Here is a 17,641-nt window from a genome sequence, read left to right as displayed (position 1 = left end):
TTGTGCAAAACAGAGAGAGGAGAACTATGACTCTAAATCAAATGATGTATTTTTATGAGGCCGCTAGATTACAGCATTTCAATCAGGCTGCAGAAAAGCTTCATATATCAGAACCATCCCTTAGCCGCTCAATAAATGCCCTTGAATCAGAGCTGGGAGTAGTCTTATTTGAAAGAACTGGACGCAACGTAGTTTTGACCAAAACAGGAGATATTTTTTACGAGCACGTTGATAGAATTCTAAATGAAATCAATTTGGCTGATCGAAAAATGCATCAATTGACAGGTTCAGGAGGGCATATTGATTTAGCATATGTGGCTCCTCTTGCTGGTTCGTTTATTCCGAATGTTTGTAGAGCTTTCCTATTAGAAGATAGAAATAGCGAAGTAACATTCAATTTCCATCAGGATATCACTTCTAAAAATATAGAAGGTTTAAAGTCAGGCAACTACGATATTATATTTGGTTCCTTTGTGAAGGATGAGCCAAATATTAAGTTTATTCCTATATTACAACAGGAACTGGTGGTTATTATTCCTAAGGGACATCCTCTGGAAGAAAACGATACCTTAGATGCATCAATTTTTGAAAAATACCCTGTTTTGGGATACACACGCAAATCAGGCTTAGGTCGTTTGACCAGGGACTTCTTTCTACAGAATAAGGTTGAGCCTAACTTTATCTGTGAATCACCTGACGAAAATGGTATAGCAGCCCTTGTTGCAGCTGACTTTGGAATAGCCCTTGTTGCGGATGTAGATAGTATTCACAGAAATGACGTTATAATAAAGAAGCTTTCCACAGAATATAGTCTTTCACACACTGTTTATATGGCGTACATGAAGGGGCGATATCAGATGCCTGCCGTAAAACGTATGATTGACTTCATATTGGTACATTCTATGCACTAATTAATTACAAAAAATGAATTGGATTTTGATATTAAAGCGGGATTATACTTTTCTTATAAAAAAGGAAAGCATGCCCGCTTTTCATCTTGACAGCTCTTATCACGTAAATTTTGTTTGTAAATAGGAGCATTCTATAATGAGAAATAAGTATCCACACATTTTTGAACCACTTACAATTCGTCGTATGACACTTAAGAATCGTATCATGATGACACCAATGGGAACTAACTACGGTGATCAGAATGGTGAGATGACATTTGTTCATATTGATTACTATGAGCAGAGAGCTAAGGGTGGTACAGGATTATTAATGGTTGAAAATGCTAGTGTCTTTTCACCACAGGGTTCTAATGGTACAACCCAGCTTCGAATTGATCATGACAATTTCATTCCACGTTTATATTACTTTACAGAGAGAATGCATAAGCATGGCGCTTGTGTAGGTATTCAGATTAACCACGCTGGTGCGTCAGCTGTTTCTGCTCGTACAGGAGAGCAGCCAGTTTCTGCATCAGATATCCCTTCAAAGGCAGGCGGAGAGATTCCACGTCCACTTGAGAAGGAAGAAATCTACAATATTGTAAAGAAGTATGGTGAGGCAGCAAAGCGTGCACAGACAGCCGGTTTTGACTGTGTTGAAATTCATGCTGGTCACTCATATCTTTTGAGCCAGTTCCTTTCACCTACTACTAACAAGCGTACAGATGAGTTTGGCGGATCACCAGAGAATCGCGCTAGATTTACAAAGCTTGTTGTAGAAGAAGTAAGAAAGCAGGTAGGACCATTCTTCCCAATTTTTGTCCGTATTAGTGCTGATGAGTTTGTTGAGGGAGGTAACACACTAGAGGACGCAATTGAGTATTTACAGTACTTCCAGGAAGAGGTAGACGTATTTGACGTTTCTGCTGGTCTTAATAGTTCTATTCAGTTCCAGATTGATGCAAACTATCTTCCAGATGGATGGCGTTCATACATGGCAAAGGCTGTTAAGGAAAAATATGGCAAGCCATGTGTAACAATGGGAAATATTCGTGATCCTAAGGTCGCTGAGGAAATTCTTGAAAGAGGAGATGCTGATATCATCGGTATGGGCCGTGGTCTTATCGCAGATCCTAATTGGGTAAATAAGGTAGAGTTCAACCGTGAGGATGAGCTTCGTAAGTGTATTTCATGTAACGTAGGTTGTGCAGGTCACAGAATTGGCCTTAACCTTCCAATTCGTTGTACAGTAAACCCAGCTGTTAACGCTAATGACGAATACTACAAGAGAAAGGTTAATAAGCCTTGCAACGTTGTAGTTATCGGTGGTGGTACAGCAGGTCTTGAAGCTGCTTGTACAGCTGCAGAGGTTGGATGTACAACATTCCTTCTTGAGAAGAAGGCAGAGCTTGGCGGTCTTTCTGTTCAGATTTCAAAGATTCCTGACAAGAAGAGACTTGCTGATTTCCCTAAGTACATGATTAACCGTGCTAGCAAATTAAGAAATCTCTTCATATTTAAGAACAACGATACTACAGTTGATCAGATTAAGAGCTTGAACCCAGATATCATCGTAAATGCTACAGGTTCAAACCCTACATTACCACCTATCAAGGGATTATTAGACCTTGTTGATAAGGATGATTCAAATGTAGCTACAGTTATTAAGATGATTGAGCGTCTTGATACATATCCAGAGGATATGACAGGTAAGAAGGTTGCTGTTGTTGGTGGCGGTGCCGTAGGTCTTGATGTTATGGAATACTTCACAGAAAGAGGTGCTGAAGTTACTATCATCGAGATGTTACCTATCATTGGTAACGGACTTGATCCAATCACAAAGTGCGATACAGCTGCAAAGATGGCTAAGTACAATGTTCGTCAGATGACAAATACAGCACTTCAGGAAGTATGCAACGACAAGTTTATCGTTAAGAATCCAGAAGGCGAAATCGAAAACATTGACTTTGATTTAGGATTCATCTGCCTTGGTATGCGCTCTAACACACCTATCATCGATGAGTTAAATACTGCATTTGAAGACACAAATGTTGAGATTTACAATATTGGTGATTCTAAGCGTGCTCGTCGTATTATCGAAGGTACAGAAGAAGGTCGTGATATTATCAAGGTTCTTGAGAGACATGATTTTCTTTAAGATTTAACTTCCTTATTAATTTAATCTAAAATTTATTTATCAGACAGAAGGAAAAAGTTGTTTCTTTCTGTCTGATTTTTTAGTATGATACTATTCAAAACAAGGTATCAAAGGGGAATAAGACATGGAACAGCTCAAAATGTTAAGAGAGCATCTTGCTCAGAACGACGAAATTATTCTTAATGCACTGCTTATGAGAAATGCCATTGTTGAGGAAATTATGGCATACAAAGAAGAGAATGGTTTACAGATTTTACAGCCAGAACAGGATGAAAAAAGAGACCGCTGGTTAGACAAGAGCTTGGAAGGGAAACGTCACGGCAAGGAAGTAAAGGACATATATAGTTCGATAGTTAAAAATGCCAAGCGTATTCAAGCTAGACACTTGTTCAATTACAATATTGTACTTATTGGATTTATGGGAGCAGGTAAAACTACAATCTCTGATTATTTGAGCACATGCTTTGCCATGGAAGTGGTAGAGATGGATCAGGTTATTTCTGATAGAGAGGGCATGTCTATTTCTGATATTTTTGAGGTATATGGAGAAGAGCACTTCAGAAATGCCGAGACAAACCTATTGAAGGAAATGCAGTCAAAGCGTAATGTTGTAATTTCATGTGGGGGTGGTACACCAATGCGTGATGTAAACGTCCAGGAGATGAAGAAGAATGGACGTGTTGTTCTTTTAACCGCAAAGCCAGAGACAATCCTTGAGAGAGTAAAGGATAGCCATGATAGACCTCTTATCGAAAATAATAAGAGTGTTGAATTTATAGAAGAGTTGATGCTTAAAAGAAGAGAGAAATATGTTGCTGCAGCTGATATCATAATTGAAACTGATGGTAAGTCAGAGTTGGAAATTTGCGAGGAACTTGTTAATTCTCTTTTAAAATTAGATAACGATTAAGAAAAAGCCTGAGGCCTATCTCAATGGATAAGCTTCAGGCTTTCTGTTTTTAAATACATAATATTCATGGAAGCCACAATCATTTAATAAGTCAGGTAGCTTATCAAAATCTGCAGCAACATCCTCGGGAGTATGTGCGTCGGCACCTAGTGTAATCATTTTACCGCCCAATTCTTTGTATCTTTTGATAATAGATGGAGCAGGATTGGGAGCACCCATTCCTTTTCTGAATGCGGCAGTGTTTACCTCCAATGCCTTATCTAGCTTTATAATTTGCTGAAGGATGGCATCAATGATTTCTGCATATGGTTGATGTGTGTTGTGCTTTGCCTCCTGGTTACGTGCATATCTAAATGCGTAATCCAAATGACCAACTGTATCAAAATTCGTAAATACGGTAATGTTTTCAAGAATGGATTCGTAATATCGGTTTAGCAAAGCGCTTTCTGTATCACGTTCCCAAAAACTGTCGAAGTATGGGTCCCATTTATCCACAAGGTGAGTACTTCCTATTATGAAGTCATATGGATGAGCATTAACAGCTTCATTGCATTTATCAGCAACATGTGGCTGAATGCCAACCTCTAGTCCATTCAATATGGTAAATTTATCAGTTGATTCCTGCTTTGCAAGTTTGTGCAAGGTAGGATAGTAGTTCTCTAAATCTAAATCGAAGAATCCAAACTGCTTAGGATAGTCGATATCCAAGTGGTCTGTAAAAGTAATACCTAGCAGGCCTTTTGCTTTTGCAGAGTTTATCATATCAATAGGAGAAGCGTCGGAGTCTCCTGAAAAATTACAGTGCATGTGATTGTCCCAAAACATTGTTGTAGCCTCCTTTGTATAAGTAACTAAATATTAATTGATGATACTGGCAGGCGCAAGAAATATTGTTTGAAAATACAAATAATATAAGTACATTGAGAAAATTTTAACAATATTTCAATTTGGGGTTGAATTATAGATTGATGTTGTATAAAATAAAGTGCATACGGGGCTCTTTGAGAGCTTCAAAGAAAATTTTAAAAGAATCTTTAGGAGGATTTAAAAATGGCAGTAAGAGTAGCAATCAACGGTTTTGGCCGTATCGGACGTCTTGCATTCCGTCAGATGTTCGGAGCAGAAGGTTACGAAGTAGTAGCAATCAACGACTTAACTAGCCCAAAGATGTTAGCACATCTTTTAAAGTATGATTCATCACAGGGAAAGTATGAGCATGCAGATGAGGTTTCTTGCACAGATGATTCAATCATCGTTTGCGGTAAGGAAATCAAGATCTATGCATTCCCAGATGCAAACAATTGCCCATGGGGTGACCTTAAGGTTGACGTAGTTCTTGAGTGCTCAGGATTCTACACATCAAAGGAAAAGGCACAGGCTCATATCAATGCAGGTGCTAGAAAGGTTGTTATCTCTGCACCAGCAGGAAACGATCTTCCTACAATCGTTTACAATACAAACCATGAGACACTTAAGGCTTCTGATACAATCATTTCAGCAGCTTCATGTACAACAAACTGCTTAGCACCAATGGCTGACGCACTTAACAAGTACGCTCCAATCCAGTCTGGTATCATGGTAACAATCCACGCTTACACAGGTGATCAGATGACACTTGATGGCCCACAGAGAAAGGGTGATCTTCGTCGTTCACGTGCAGCAGCAGTTAACATCGTTCCTAACTCAACAGGTGCAGCAAAGGCTATCGGTCTTGTTATCCCAGAGCTTAACGGAAAGCTTATCGGATCTGCTCAGCGTGTTCCTACACCAACAGGTTCTACAACAATCCTTACAGCAGTTGTAAACAAGAAGGACGTTACAGTTGAGGGTATCAACGCAGCTATGAAGGCAGCAGCTAACGAGTCATTCGGTTACAACGAGGATGAAATCGTTTCTTCAGATATCGTAGGTATGAGATTTGGTTCTCTCTTCGATGCTACACAGACAATGGTTTCTAAGGTTTCTGATGATCAGTACGAGGTACAGGTTGTTTCTTGGTATGATAACGAGAACAGCTACACATCACAGATGGTTCGTACAATCAAGTACTTCTCAGAGTTAGCTTAATTCGTTTTTACGAAATACGACTTTTAAAGGGTCCGGTCCTATTGGACCGAGCCCTTTTTTATTTTATATGGAGGATATAATTATGGCATTAAATAAGAAGACAGTAGATGACATTAATGTTAAGGGTCGTCGCGTACTTGTTCGTTGCGATTTCAACGTACCTCTTAAGGGTGGCGAAATCACAGATGATACACGTATCAAGGCAGCTCTTCCTACAATCAACAAGCTTATTGCTGATGGTGGAAAGGTTATTCTTTGCTCACATCTTGGAAAGGTAAAGAATGGTCCTAACGAGGGCGAGTCACTTGCTCCAGTTGCAAAGCGTCTTTCAGAGAAGCTTGGTAAGGAAGTAACATTCGTTTCTGATTACAACGTAACAGGCGAAGCTGCTACAAAGGCAGTTGAGGCTATGAAGGAAGGAGATGTAGTTCTTCTTCAGAATACTCGTTTCCGTGGCGAGGAAGAGACAAAGAACGGTGAGGCATTCTCTAAGGAGCTTGCTGATCTTGCAGATGATTATGTATGCGATGCTTTCGGTTCATCACACAGAGCTCACGCTTCTGTAGCTGGTGTTACAAAGTTCATCACAGCTAAGGGTGGTTCAAACGTAGTTGGATACCTTATGCAGAAGGAAATCGACTTCCTTGGCAACGCTGTTGAGAATCCTGTACGTCCATTCGTAGCAATTCTTGGTGGTGCAAAGGTAGCTGATAAGCTTAACGTTATCAACAACCTTCTTGAGAAGTGTGACACACTTATCATCGGTGGTGGTATGTCTTACACATTCCAGAAGGCTATGGGTTACGAAATCGGTAAGTCACTTTGCGACGATACAAAGCTTGATTACTGTAAGGAAATGCTTGAGAAGGCTAAGAGCATGGGTAAGGAAATTCTCCTTCCACTTGATGCTGTTACAATCGCAGGCTTCCCAGATCCAATCGATGCTCCAGTAGAGTGCGAGACATATGATACAGAGAACATGCCAGCTGACAGAGAGGGTTGCGATATCGGACCTAAGACAGTTGCTCTTTTCTCTGAGAAGGTTAAGACAGCTAAGACAGTTCTTTGGAACGGACCAATGGGTCTTTTCGAGAACCCAGCACTTGCTGTAGGTACAGAAGCAGTTGCTAAGGCACTTGCTGAGACAGATGCTACAACAATCATCGGTGGTGGTGATTCAGCTGCAGCTGTTAACCAGATGGGATTCGCTGACAAGATGAGCCACATCTCTACAGGTGGTGGAGCATCACTTGAGTTCCTTGAGGGTAAGGAGCTTCCTGGCGTTTACGCAGCAGACGACAAATAAATCGTAAAGGTAAATAAATCTTATTTATGTAGATTAAGAGAATTGAACAAGCTAGTAGACAACAAGCTCTTAGATCTTTTGCGCGAGACATTCTAGTCGAGCGAAAAGATACTAAGGCTTGTAGGCGTAACTGGCGAAGTTCTATTCTCGTAAAGGAGAGAAAAAATGGCAAGAAGAAGAATTATTGCCGGCAACTGGAAGATGAACATGACACCTTCTGAGGCTGTAAAGCTTGTTGCTGAGCTTAAGGATTTAGTAAAGAACGATGATGTAGACGTAGTATATTGCGTACCTGCAATCGATATCGTTCCTGTAGTAGAGGCTGTAAAGGGCACAAACGTAAACGTTGGTGCTGAGAACTTCTACATCGAGGATAAGGGTGCTTTCACAGGCGAGATTTCAGCTCCTATGCTTGTAGACGCTGGTGTTAAGTACGTTATCATGGGTCACTCTGAGAGACGTGACATCTTTGGTGAGAATGATATTCTTATCAATGCTAAGGTTAAGAAGGCATTTGCTGCTGGTCTTACACCAATCCTTTGCTGTGGTGAGTCACTTGCACTTCGCAAGGCTGGCACATACAAGGAGTGGATCGAGCGTCAGATTACTTGGGATCTTTCAGGTGTTACAGCTGACCAGGTAAAGAACCTTGTTATCGCTTACGAGCCAATCTGGGCTATCGGTACAGGTGAGACAGCTACAGCTGATCAGGCAGAAGAAGTTTGTGCATTCATCCGTGAGCTTATTGCTAAGCTTTATGATGGTGCTACAGCAGAGGCTGTTCGTATTCAGTACGGCGGATCTATGAATGCTTCTAACGCAGCTGAGCTTCTTAGCAAGCCAAACATTGATGGTGGTCTTATCGGCGGTGCTTCACTTAAGCCAGACTTCGGTAAAATCGTTAATGCTTAATAAAATTGGGTTTTAGGAAAGACTTTGTTGAAATTGTCAATTATAAGTAGTAAAAACTCCTAAAGTTTTACATGCGCACCAGTTTCTGGTGCGCTATTTTTGTTTTAAATAAGTTCATTTTATGATATAATTTGCGCTGATGGACGTTTTGTCCTTGGAGGAATTTATGAAACGAAAATTTCGTTTATACTTTATGTTAGGCCTTTGCTCACTTTCACTTATTGCCTGTGGCAAGAAAGAGGAAGAGGAAGTAGAGGATACAGTAGATACTACTGAACAGGTCGCATTTGACGACGTGGAAGTTGAGGATTATACAGTTCTTTCATATAGTGAGCTTGAAGTTCTTGCATATGAGGACGACACTGACGCACAGGTTATGCTTGGTCGTATGCTAGAGTACGGCACAGAGGATGTTAAGCAGGATTTTGCTGAGGCGATTTCCTGGTATCAAATGGCATCTGATTCAGGAAATGTTGACGGTACATGTGCACTTGGTTATTTCTATTTAACAGGCACAGGTGTTGAGCAGGATTTAGAAAAAGCAGATGAGCTTTTTGATGCTGCCATTGAGGGTGGCTCAGATAATGCTTACGTTGGCAAAGCCAGAGTTATAATGGCATCATTACCAGAAGCATTTTTTGCTGATGAATCTGATGAGGATGTCGATATCACTGATACAGAAGAATCAGAAGAAGTAGAAATATCCACAGAAGACGAAGAAAAAGCAGAAGAAGCTTACGATTACATATACAAGGCACAGATTGCCGGAGATATAGATGGTACATACTATCTAGGTTATGCATATGAGCATGGTATTGGCATTGCTCAGGATTACAAAAAGGCTTTTGATTACTATTCAAGAGTTACCAAATCAGAAAGCACAGATTTAGCAGATCAATATGCTATCAATCTTGCGAATACAGCAGTTGGTCTTCTTTACGTAGAAGGCAATGGAGTAGAAGCAGATACAGAAAAGGCTATCGAGTATTTTACAGCTGCTTCTGACAACGGCTACGCTAAGGCTAGCTATTACCTAGGCCAGATTTATGAAAATGGCTTAGATGTAGATAGAGATTATGAAAAAGCGATGGAGTATTATCTTATCGCAGCAGATGCAGACTACGCACCAGCACTTAACCAGATTGGTTACATGTATTACAATGGATTTGGTGTAGATGTAGATTTTGCATCGGCAGTTTATTACCAAAAGCTTGCAGCATTGCAGGGTTATGCAATTGCTCAGGTTAATTTAGGTTTTCTTTATGAAAACGGGTACGGGGTTGAGAGGAATTTGGAAACAGCTTTGTCGTATTATGAAATGGCGGCTGATTCGGGTTATGAAGGCGCTATGGAGGCTGTTGTCCGAGTAAAGGCACAGATTAATGAAGAAATGTAACTTTTGCATAGCGATAGTTACGGTTGTTATCTCTTTACTAACAGGATGCGGACACAAAACAATTGAGGTTGATACCGTAAATCTTGAAGCTAGCGAGCCGGAAATCATTGAAATTGCGGATTTAACGGACGCGTGGGATACGATTTTAAACAATAGTACAATTGAGTTTATAGGAGGTCATCCTATAGACGAGTCTTTTCTCGCGATGATTACATCTGAATATGGTGAGGATGTAATAGAGGAAATTGCAAGTTATGCAAATTTCCAAACGCCAGAAATTTGGTATCAACTTACTGGCAAGAGTATTCATGTACTTTGGTACGAGTACTGTATGGATACAGGCTTGCAGAGTTATTCCTATGACAAAACATACGTAATAGATAAGCCAGTCTATGGAGACATAGTTCTTGATTTTACCGGCGATTTGTCATTTGCAGAAGGAATAGCCACAACAGAGTTTATGGACAGCCAAATTAATGGAATAGAAGATTGCTTTTCGGCAGATTTGTTAGAAGAAATGCGAGAAGCTGATATTCTTCTTGTTAATAATGAGTTTGCCTATACAAACAGAGGGAATCCTCTTGCTGGAAAGGCATATACATTTAAAGCAGATCCAAGTCGAGTTGCTTTGCTCGAAGAGCTTGGAGTTGACGCAGTTAGTGTGGCCAACAATCATGTCTATGACTATGATGAAATTGGATTTTTAGATACATTAAATACCCTAAATTTACAAGGCATTCCTTATGTAGGGGCAGGAGTCAATCTTGAGGAAGCTAAAAAGCCGATATACTTTATTGTCGGTGGCAGAAAGATAGCCATTGTGGCAGCTACTCAAATAGAAAGAACTCTTAATTACACAAAGGAAGCTACAGGCGTTACGCCAGGTGTTATGAAATGCTTGCACCCGGAAGCTTTTTGTGAAACTATATCAGAGGCAAAAGCAAATGCAGATTTTGTTATTGTTTTTCCTCATTGGGGTACAGAAGGCACTGCCAATTATGGCGGTGATCAGATGGCACTTGCTCGAGCATTTGTTGAGGCTGGTGCAGATGTAATAATAGGAGGGCATACACATTGCCTTCAAACAATTGAGTATATGGATGATGTGCCTATCTACTACAGCTTGGGCAACTATTGGTTCTCTACAACCAGCAACATGCCAACATCATACGATACAGGATTAGCACAGATTCGTATAAAACAAGATGGAAGCGTAGATTCATACTTTATTCCATGTAATTTTAACGCAGGAGTTACAAGCCTGCTTGGTTCAGAAGATATGGCTTACAGCAATATCATAGATGGTCTGAATTCCTTATCATCATCAGCAAAGATTGATAAGGACGGACGTATTAGTAAAAAATAAATATTTTTTTCTGGCGTTTGCCAGATATAAGGAGGATTTACTATGAGTAAGAAACCTGTAGTACTTATGGTTCTCGACGGATATGGTCTTAATGACAATCCAAAGGGAAATGCCATTGCAATGGCAAAGACACCTGTTATGGACAAACTTATGGCTGAATGTCCATTCGTAGCAGGTCAAGCATCTGGAATGTTTGTTGGACTTCCAGACGGACAGATGGGTAACTCAGAAGTTGGACATATGAACATCGGCGCAGGCCGCATTATTTACCAGGATTTAACACGTATTACAAAAGCTATCAATGATGGCGAGTTCTTCGAGAACAAGGTTTTACTTGAAGCTATCGACAATGCTAAAAAGACTGGCGGAGACATTCATCTTTGGGGTCTTCTTTCAGACGGTGGTGTACATAGCCACATCGAGCACCTTTACGGTATGCTTGAGATGTGCAAGAAGAACGGCCTTACAAATGTATTCGTTCACGCATTCCTTGATGGACGTGATACTCCACCTGCTTCTGGTAAGGATTTCTTAGCAGCACTTCAGTCAAAGATGGACGAAATCGGAGTTGGTAAGATTGCATCACTTTCTGGTCGTTACTACGCAATGGACCGTGATAACAACTGGGATCGTGTTGAGAAGGCTTACAATTCACTTGTTAAGGGTGAAGGCGTTCAGGCTACTTCAGTACCTGATGCTATGCAGGCATCTTACGATGATGGTGTAACTGATGAGTTCGTTCTTCCTACAGTTATCACAGATGCTGATGGAAAGCCTCTTTCAGTTGTTAAGAATGGCGATTCAGTTGTATTCTTTAACTTCCGTCCAGACCGTGCTCGTGAAATTACTAGAGCATTCTGTGATGACAAGTTCACAGGCTTCGATAGAGAGTTCTTAAATCTCTATTATGCTTGCTTCAAGGATTACGATGAGACAATCCCTAACAAGCACATTGCTTTCGAAAAGGAGAGCATTTCTAATACATTCGGTGAGTTCTTAGCTAACAATGGTTTAAAGCAGCTTAGACTTGCTGAGACAGAAAAATACGCACACGTTACATTCTTCTTCAACGGTGGTGTTGAGGAGCCTAACAAGGACGAGGAAAGAATCCTTGTAAACTCTCCAAAGGATGTAGCTACATATGACCTTAAGCCTGAAATGTCGGCACCAGAGGTTGGAGCAAAGCTTGTAGATGCTATTAAGTCTAACAAGTACGATGTTATTGTTATCAACTTTGCTAACCCAGACATGGTTGGTCATACTGGCGTCATAGAGGCAGCTGTTGCAGCTGTAGAGCGTGTTGACTCACTTGTAGGTGAAGCCGTAGAGGCAGTTAAGGAGATGGATGGAGCATTATTCATCTGTGCTGACCACGGTAATGCAGAAAAGATGATTGATTATGAGACAGGAGAGCCACACACAGCTCACACAACAAATCCTGTTCCATTTATCTTAGTTAACTACGATAGTGACTATACACTCCGCGAGGGCGGTGCTCTTTGTGATATCGCTCCTACACTTATCGAGATCATGGGTCTTGAGCAGCCAAAGGAGATGACTGGAAAGTCACTTTTAGTTAGAAAGTAGTCATTAGCCCCCTTAGGGGGGGGCGACATGATTATAAATAAAATAGAATAAAAAGAGAGAGGATTTGATTATGAAACCAATTAAAGAAGGAAAAGTAAGAGAAGTATACGATAATGGCGATAGCATTATTATGGTAGCAACAGATCGTATATCTGCATTCGATGTAATTCTCAAAAACAAAATTGTCAACAAGGGTGCAGTGCTTACACAGATGTCTAAGTTCTGGTTTGAACTTACAAAGGACATTGTTCCAAATCACATGCTTTCAACTGATGTAAAAGACATGCCAGAGTTCTTCCAGAACGATGAGTACAAGGGCAAGTCAATGATGTGCAAGAAGCTTACAATGCTTCCAATCGAGTGCATCGTACGTGGTTACATCACAGGCTCTGGATGGGCCAGCTACAAAGAGAACGGTACTGTTTGTGGCATTAAACTTCCAGAAGGGTTAAAGGAATCAGATAAACTTCCTGAACCTATCTATACTCCTTCTACTAAAGCTGAAATTGGTGATCATGATGAAAATATCTCTTTCGAGCGTTCCATAGAAGTTCTTGAAAAGGAATTCCCTGGTCATGGCTTAGAATACGCAACTGCACTTCGTGATAACACAATCGCTCTTTATAAGAAGTGTGCAGATTATGCACTTACTAAGGGCATTATTATTGCTGATACAAAGTTTGAGTTCGGTCTTGATGAGGATGGTAACATTGTTTTAGCAGATGAGATGCTTACTCCAGATAGCTCACGTTTCTGGCCACTTGAGGGTTATGAAGCAGGACATGGACAGCCATCATTTGATAAGCAGTTCGTACGTGATTGGCTTAAGGCTAATCCAGATTCAGATTACCTTCTTCCACAGGATGTTATCGATAAGACAATCGACAAATATCTTGAAGCTTACAAGCTATTAACTGGCAAAGCACTTGAAGTGTAAAATACCTTATAGCGTAGATTATGTATTAGGAGATTTTATGACAGATTTGAAAGTAAAGGACATGCCATGGGACGATTTGCACGAGGAGTGCGGCGTCTTTGCCATGTACGATTTTGACGGTGGAGATGTTGCCTCCTCGATTTATTATGGCCTTTTTGCGTTACAGCACAGAGGACAGGAGAGTTGTGGTATTGCAGTATCTGACACTAATGGTCCAAAACGCAATTTTGCCCTTCACAAAGATATGGGATTAGTAAACGAAGTATTCAATCAGGAAATACTTGAGGGCATGCACGGAGATATTGGTGTAGGACATACTCGTTATTCTACAGCAGGCTCTTCTACAAGAGAGAACGCACAGCCACTTGTTTTATCTTATATAAAGGGTATTCTTGGAATGGCCCACAATGGTAACCTAATCAATGCAGAGGAACTTAGAGATGAGCTTTCTATGACAGGTGCCATTTTCCAAACAACAATCGATTCAGAAACAATCGCATATCTTATTGCAAGAGAGCGTTTAAAAAGTGCAACAGTTGAGGAAGCAGTTGCGAGAGCTTGTGACAAAATCAAAGGAGCATACTCACTTGTTGTTATGTCACCTAGAAAGCTTATTGCTGCCCGTGATCCTCAGGGATTCCGACCACTTTGCATTGGAAAACGTGATAATGCATATGTAATTGCATCAGAGACATGTGCTCTTGATACAATCGGTGCTGAATACATCAGAGATGTAGAGCCAGGAGAAATCGTAACTATTTCACCTGAGTTTGGTATCAAATCTGATAAGAGCAGATGTATTGATAAGAGCAATCATGGTAGATGCATTTTCGAATATATCTATTTTGCCAGACCAGATAGTATTATTGATGGGCAGTCTGTATATGATGCTCGTATCAGAGCTGGTCGATTCTTGGCACAGGATTCACCAGTTGAAGCTGACCTTGTAGTTGGTGTTCCAGAATCTGGAAATGCAGCTGCACAGGGATATTCATTAGAATCAGGTATTCCATACGGAACAGCATTTATCAAGAACAGCTATGTAGGACGTACTTTCATCAAGCCTAAGCAGGCAAGCAGACAGTCCTCAGTACAGGTAAAACTTAATGCTCTTAAAGAAGTAGTTAAGGGTAAACGAATTATCATGATTGATGATTCAATTGTACGAGGCACTACATCAGATCGTATTGTAAAGATGCTTCGTGATGCCGGGGCTACAGAAGTACATGTTCGTATTTCATCACCACCATTTTTGTGGCCTTGCTACTTTGGTACTGATGTGCCATGTCGCGAGCAGCTTATCGCCTACAAGCATTCTGTAGACGAGATTTGCGCAATCATTGGTGCTGATTCTTTGGCATATCTCAACTTTGAGAGACTTCCACAGATGGTAGATGGCCTTGAGATATGTCATGGTTGCTTTGATGGTAACTACCCTATGGAGCCACCAACTGAAGATATCCGTGGGGATTATGAAAAGTAACTTCCCGATTGATATTCGGATAGATTACACGATATAAGGAGAGAATATGAGTACAGATAGATATACAAGCCCACTTAGCGAGAGATATGCAAGCAAGGAGATGCAGTACATCTTTTCACAGGATAAGAAGTTTTCAACCTGGAGAAGACTTTGGATTGCCCTTGCAGAAACTGAGATGGAATTAGGTCTTTCACAGGATGGAAAGCCAGTTATTACTCAGGATATGATTGATGAGATGAAGCAGCACATTGAGGATATCAATTATGATGTTGCAAAGGCTCGTGAGAAAGAAGTTAGACATGATGTAATGAGTCATGTATATGCATACGGACAGCAGTGCCCAAAGGCAGCAGGTATTATTCACCTTGGCGCTACAAGCTGCTATGTTGGTGACAACACTGATATCATCATTATGAGAGATGCTTTACAGCTTATTCGTACAAAGCTTGTGAATGTTATTGCTGAGCTTGCAGCATTCGCTGACAAGTACAAGGCACAGCCTACACTTGCATTTACACATTTTCAGCCTGCACAGCCAACAACAGTTGGTAAGCGTGCAACACTTTGGCTTAATGAGTTTGTAATGGATCTTGAGGATCTTGATTATGTACTTTCTACTCTTAAGCTTCTTGGCTCAAAGGGTACAACTGGTACACAGGCCAGCTTCCTTGAGCTCTTCAACGGCGACAATGAAACAATTGACAAGATTGATCCAATGATAGCTGAGAAGATGGGATTTAAGGCATGCTACCCAGTATCAGGCCAGACATATTCTAGAAAGGTAGATACTAGAGTTTGCAATATCCTTGCAGGTATAGCAGCATCTGCTCATAAGATGTCAAACGATATTCGTTTACTTCAGCATCTTAAGGAAGTAGAGGAGCCATTTGAGAAGAGCCAGATTGGTTCATCAGCTATGGCTTACAAGCGCAACCCAATGCGTTCAGAGCGTATTGCATCACTTTCTCGTTATGTTATGATTGATGCACTTAACCCAGCGATTACATCAGCTACTCAGTGGTTTGAGCGTACACTTGATGATTCAGCAAACAAGCGTCTTTCTATTGCTGAGGGATTCCTTGCAACAGACGGTGTCCTTGACCTTTGCTTAAATGTTGTAGATGGTCTTGTAGTATATGACAAGGTTATTACAAAGCGCCTTATGTCTGAGCTTCCATTCATGGCTACAGAAAACATTATGATGGATGCTGTTAAGCTTGGTGGAAATAGACAGGAGCTTCACGAGAAGATTCGTACACTTTCTATGGAGGCAGGCAAGAACGTTAAGGTAGAGGGTAAGGACAATAACCTTCTTGAACTTATTGCTGCTGATGATGAATTCCCAATGGGACTTGAGGAACTTGAGGCTACTATGGAGCCTGCAAGATACGTTGGACGTGGCCCACGTCAGGTTGAGGTTTACCTTCGTGATGTTATCAATCCTATTCTTGAGGCAAACAAAGAAGTACTTGGTGTAAAAGCTGAGATTAACGTATAAACGATATAATTATTAGAGCTCACAGAAATGTGGGCTCTTTTTTTCACTTACATTTCACATAGATGTCAGATAGACGTAATATTCATGTTCTACAGTACTATAGACTAAAAATAAAGGAGAATATGCGAAATGATAACTGTAGAACATCTATCGAAACGCTATGGTGATGTACTTGCCGTAGATGATTTGTCATTTACCATCGAAGATGGTCATATTTATGGTTTCCTTGGACCAAACGGTGCAGGTAAATCTACTACACTAAATATTATAACTGGCTGTCTCGCTGCAACTAGTGGTGATATAAAAATTGATGGACATGATATTTATGAGGAGGAGAAAGAGGCAAAAAAGCTTATCGGCTACCTTCCTGAAATTCCACCTCTTTATGTAGAACAGACTCCAAGAGAATATCTTAAATTTGTTGCAGAAGCAAAGGGGATAGCAAAAGCAGAGCTGGAGTCAGAAATAGACAGAGTAATACAAGAAACCCATATCGAAGAGATGCAAAACAGACTTATAAAGCATCTATCTAAAGGATATAGACAAAGAGTAGGTATAGCCCAGGCACTCCTTGGAAATCCTTCTGTAATTATTCTAGATGAGCCAACTGTGGGCCTTGATCCAATGCAGATTATCGAGATAAGGGACCTTATATCAGAGCTAGGAAAGAAGCATACAGTTATTCTAAGTTCACATATTCTTTCTGAGATACAGGCAATATGTGAAAAGGTACTTATTATCTACAAGGGAAAGCTTGTTGTATACGATGACATAACAAATCTCGGTAAGTCATTGTCATCAGAAAACGAGATTGAGATTATGACAGAAGCTACAGAAGAAAAGGTATCAGAGGTGATTAATCACATTGATGCTATCTCTAGCTTTGAGCATGTTGAGGATTTTGAAAAGTATCATTGTTACAAACTTTCTACAGCAATGGAGAATCCATACGAGGTATGTGAGCTTGTATTTAGAGCTTTTGTTGCCAATTCAGTTCCTCTTGTAAAGCTCAATCCAGTTCAGACATCACTTGAGGACATCTTTATTGAACTGACTTCTTCTGAACAGGAGAGTGAGTTAGAAGAGTTGGATTCGGAATACGAAGAATATGAAGAAGAGGAGGAAGAGTAA

General features: G+C 40.5%; 14 protein-coding genes. 13 read left to right on the top strand and 1 reads right to left on the bottom strand.

Features of this window, described 5'->3' with window-relative positions; genetic code table 11:
* The first annotated feature begins 26 nt into the window (after window positions 1-26).
* The 3 genes from BMY66_RS03175 to BMY66_RS03165 all read left to right on the top strand — a co-directional run bounded on the left by BMY66_RS03175 (window position 27) and on the right by BMY66_RS03165 (window position 3,958).
* Entirely contained in the window at window positions 27-911 is an 885-nt protein-coding gene (locus BMY66_RS03175; protein ID WP_090394100.1) for a LysR family transcriptional regulator, read from the top strand.
* A 136-nt stretch (window positions 912-1,047) separates the two neighbouring features.
* Window positions 1,048-3,048, top strand: a complete 2,001-nt coding sequence (locus BMY66_RS03170; RefSeq protein WP_090394099.1) for an oxidoreductase — start codon at window positions 1,048-1,050, stop codon at window positions 3,046-3,048.
* Between the two features lie 124 nt (window positions 3,049-3,172).
* Window positions 3,173-3,958 carry a shikimate kinase gene (locus BMY66_RS03165; RefSeq protein WP_044933915.1) on the top strand — a complete coding sequence of 262 codons (786 nt, stop codon included), beginning with the start codon at window positions 3,173-3,175 and terminating at the stop codon, window positions 3,956-3,958.
* 15 nt (window positions 3,959-3,973) lie between these two features.
* On the opposite strand, the gene BMY66_RS03160 is transcribed toward BMY66_RS03165, so the two are convergent.
* The gene (locus BMY66_RS03160) at window positions 3,974-4,783 is read right to left on the bottom strand and encodes a histidinol-phosphatase HisJ family protein (protein WP_090394098.1); all 810 of its coding nucleotides are present in this window, start codon (window positions 4,781-4,783) and stop codon (window positions 3,974-3,976) included.
* 225 nt (window positions 4,784-5,008) lie between these two features.
* Here BMY66_RS03160 and gap point away from each other — a divergent pair, with 225 nt between their 5' ends.
* From gap to BMY66_RS03110, 10 genes are all read left to right on the top strand, one after another.
* A complete protein-coding gene (gap, locus tag BMY66_RS03155; RefSeq protein ID WP_015549339.1) occupies window positions 5,009-6,025 on the top strand; it encodes a type I glyceraldehyde-3-phosphate dehydrogenase in 1,017 nt (338 codons plus the stop codon).
* Between the two features lie 82 nt (window positions 6,026-6,107).
* Window positions 6,108-7,331: a phosphoglycerate kinase gene (locus BMY66_RS03150; protein WP_090394097.1), complete on the top strand. Its 1,224-nt coding sequence runs from the start codon at window positions 6,108-6,110 to the stop codon at window positions 7,329-7,331.
* Between the two features lie 165 nt (window positions 7,332-7,496).
* Window positions 7,497-8,243 (top strand): triose-phosphate isomerase, encoded by a 747-nt coding sequence (gene tpiA / locus BMY66_RS03145; RefSeq protein ID WP_074790640.1) that lies wholly within the window; start codon window positions 7,497-7,499, stop codon window positions 8,241-8,243.
* A 166-nt stretch (window positions 8,244-8,409) separates the two neighbouring features.
* A complete protein-coding gene (locus BMY66_RS03140) occupies window positions 8,410-9,639 on the top strand; it encodes an SEL1-like repeat protein (RefSeq protein WP_177175566.1) in 1,230 nt (409 codons plus the stop codon).
* Window positions 9,626-11,005, top strand: a complete 1,380-nt coding sequence (locus BMY66_RS03135; RefSeq protein ID WP_049960230.1) for a CapA family protein — start codon at window positions 9,626-9,628, stop codon at window positions 11,003-11,005. Before BMY66_RS03140 ends, BMY66_RS03135 begins: the two co-directional genes overlap by 14 nt.
* 42 nt (window positions 11,006-11,047) lie before the next feature.
* Window positions 11,048-12,592, top strand: coding sequence for a 2,3-bisphosphoglycerate-independent phosphoglycerate mutase (gpmI, locus tag BMY66_RS03130; RefSeq protein ID WP_044933925.1), 1,545 nt, complete (start codon window positions 11,048-11,050; stop codon window positions 12,590-12,592).
* A 70-nt stretch (window positions 12,593-12,662) separates the two neighbouring features.
* On the top strand, window positions 12,663-13,529 hold the full coding sequence (locus BMY66_RS03125; RefSeq protein ID WP_033153895.1) for a phosphoribosylaminoimidazolesuccinocarboxamide synthase: 867 nt from the start codon (window positions 12,663-12,665) through the stop codon (window positions 13,527-13,529).
* Between the two features lie 37 nt (window positions 13,530-13,566).
* Window positions 13,567-15,012 (top strand): amidophosphoribosyltransferase, encoded by a 1,446-nt coding sequence (purF, locus tag BMY66_RS03120; RefSeq protein ID WP_090394095.1) that lies wholly within the window; start codon window positions 13,567-13,569, stop codon window positions 15,010-15,012.
* Window positions 15,013-15,058: 46 nt separating this feature from the next.
* Window positions 15,059-16,510: an adenylosuccinate lyase gene (purB, locus tag BMY66_RS03115; RefSeq protein ID WP_090394094.1), complete on the top strand. Its 1,452-nt coding sequence runs from the start codon at window positions 15,059-15,061 to the stop codon at window positions 16,508-16,510.
* A 129-nt stretch (window positions 16,511-16,639) separates the two neighbouring features.
* On the top strand, window positions 16,640-17,641 hold the full coding sequence (locus BMY66_RS03110; protein WP_090394093.1) for an ABC transporter ATP-binding protein: 1,002 nt from the start codon (window positions 16,640-16,642) through the stop codon (window positions 17,639-17,641).

It is taken from the genome of Pseudobutyrivibrio sp. C4, from assembly GCF_900111635.1.
Lineage (GTDB): Bacteria > Bacillota > Clostridia > Lachnospirales > Lachnospiraceae > Pseudobutyrivibrio > Pseudobutyrivibrio ruminis.
This window is presented reverse-complemented; position numbering and strand designations above follow the sequence as displayed.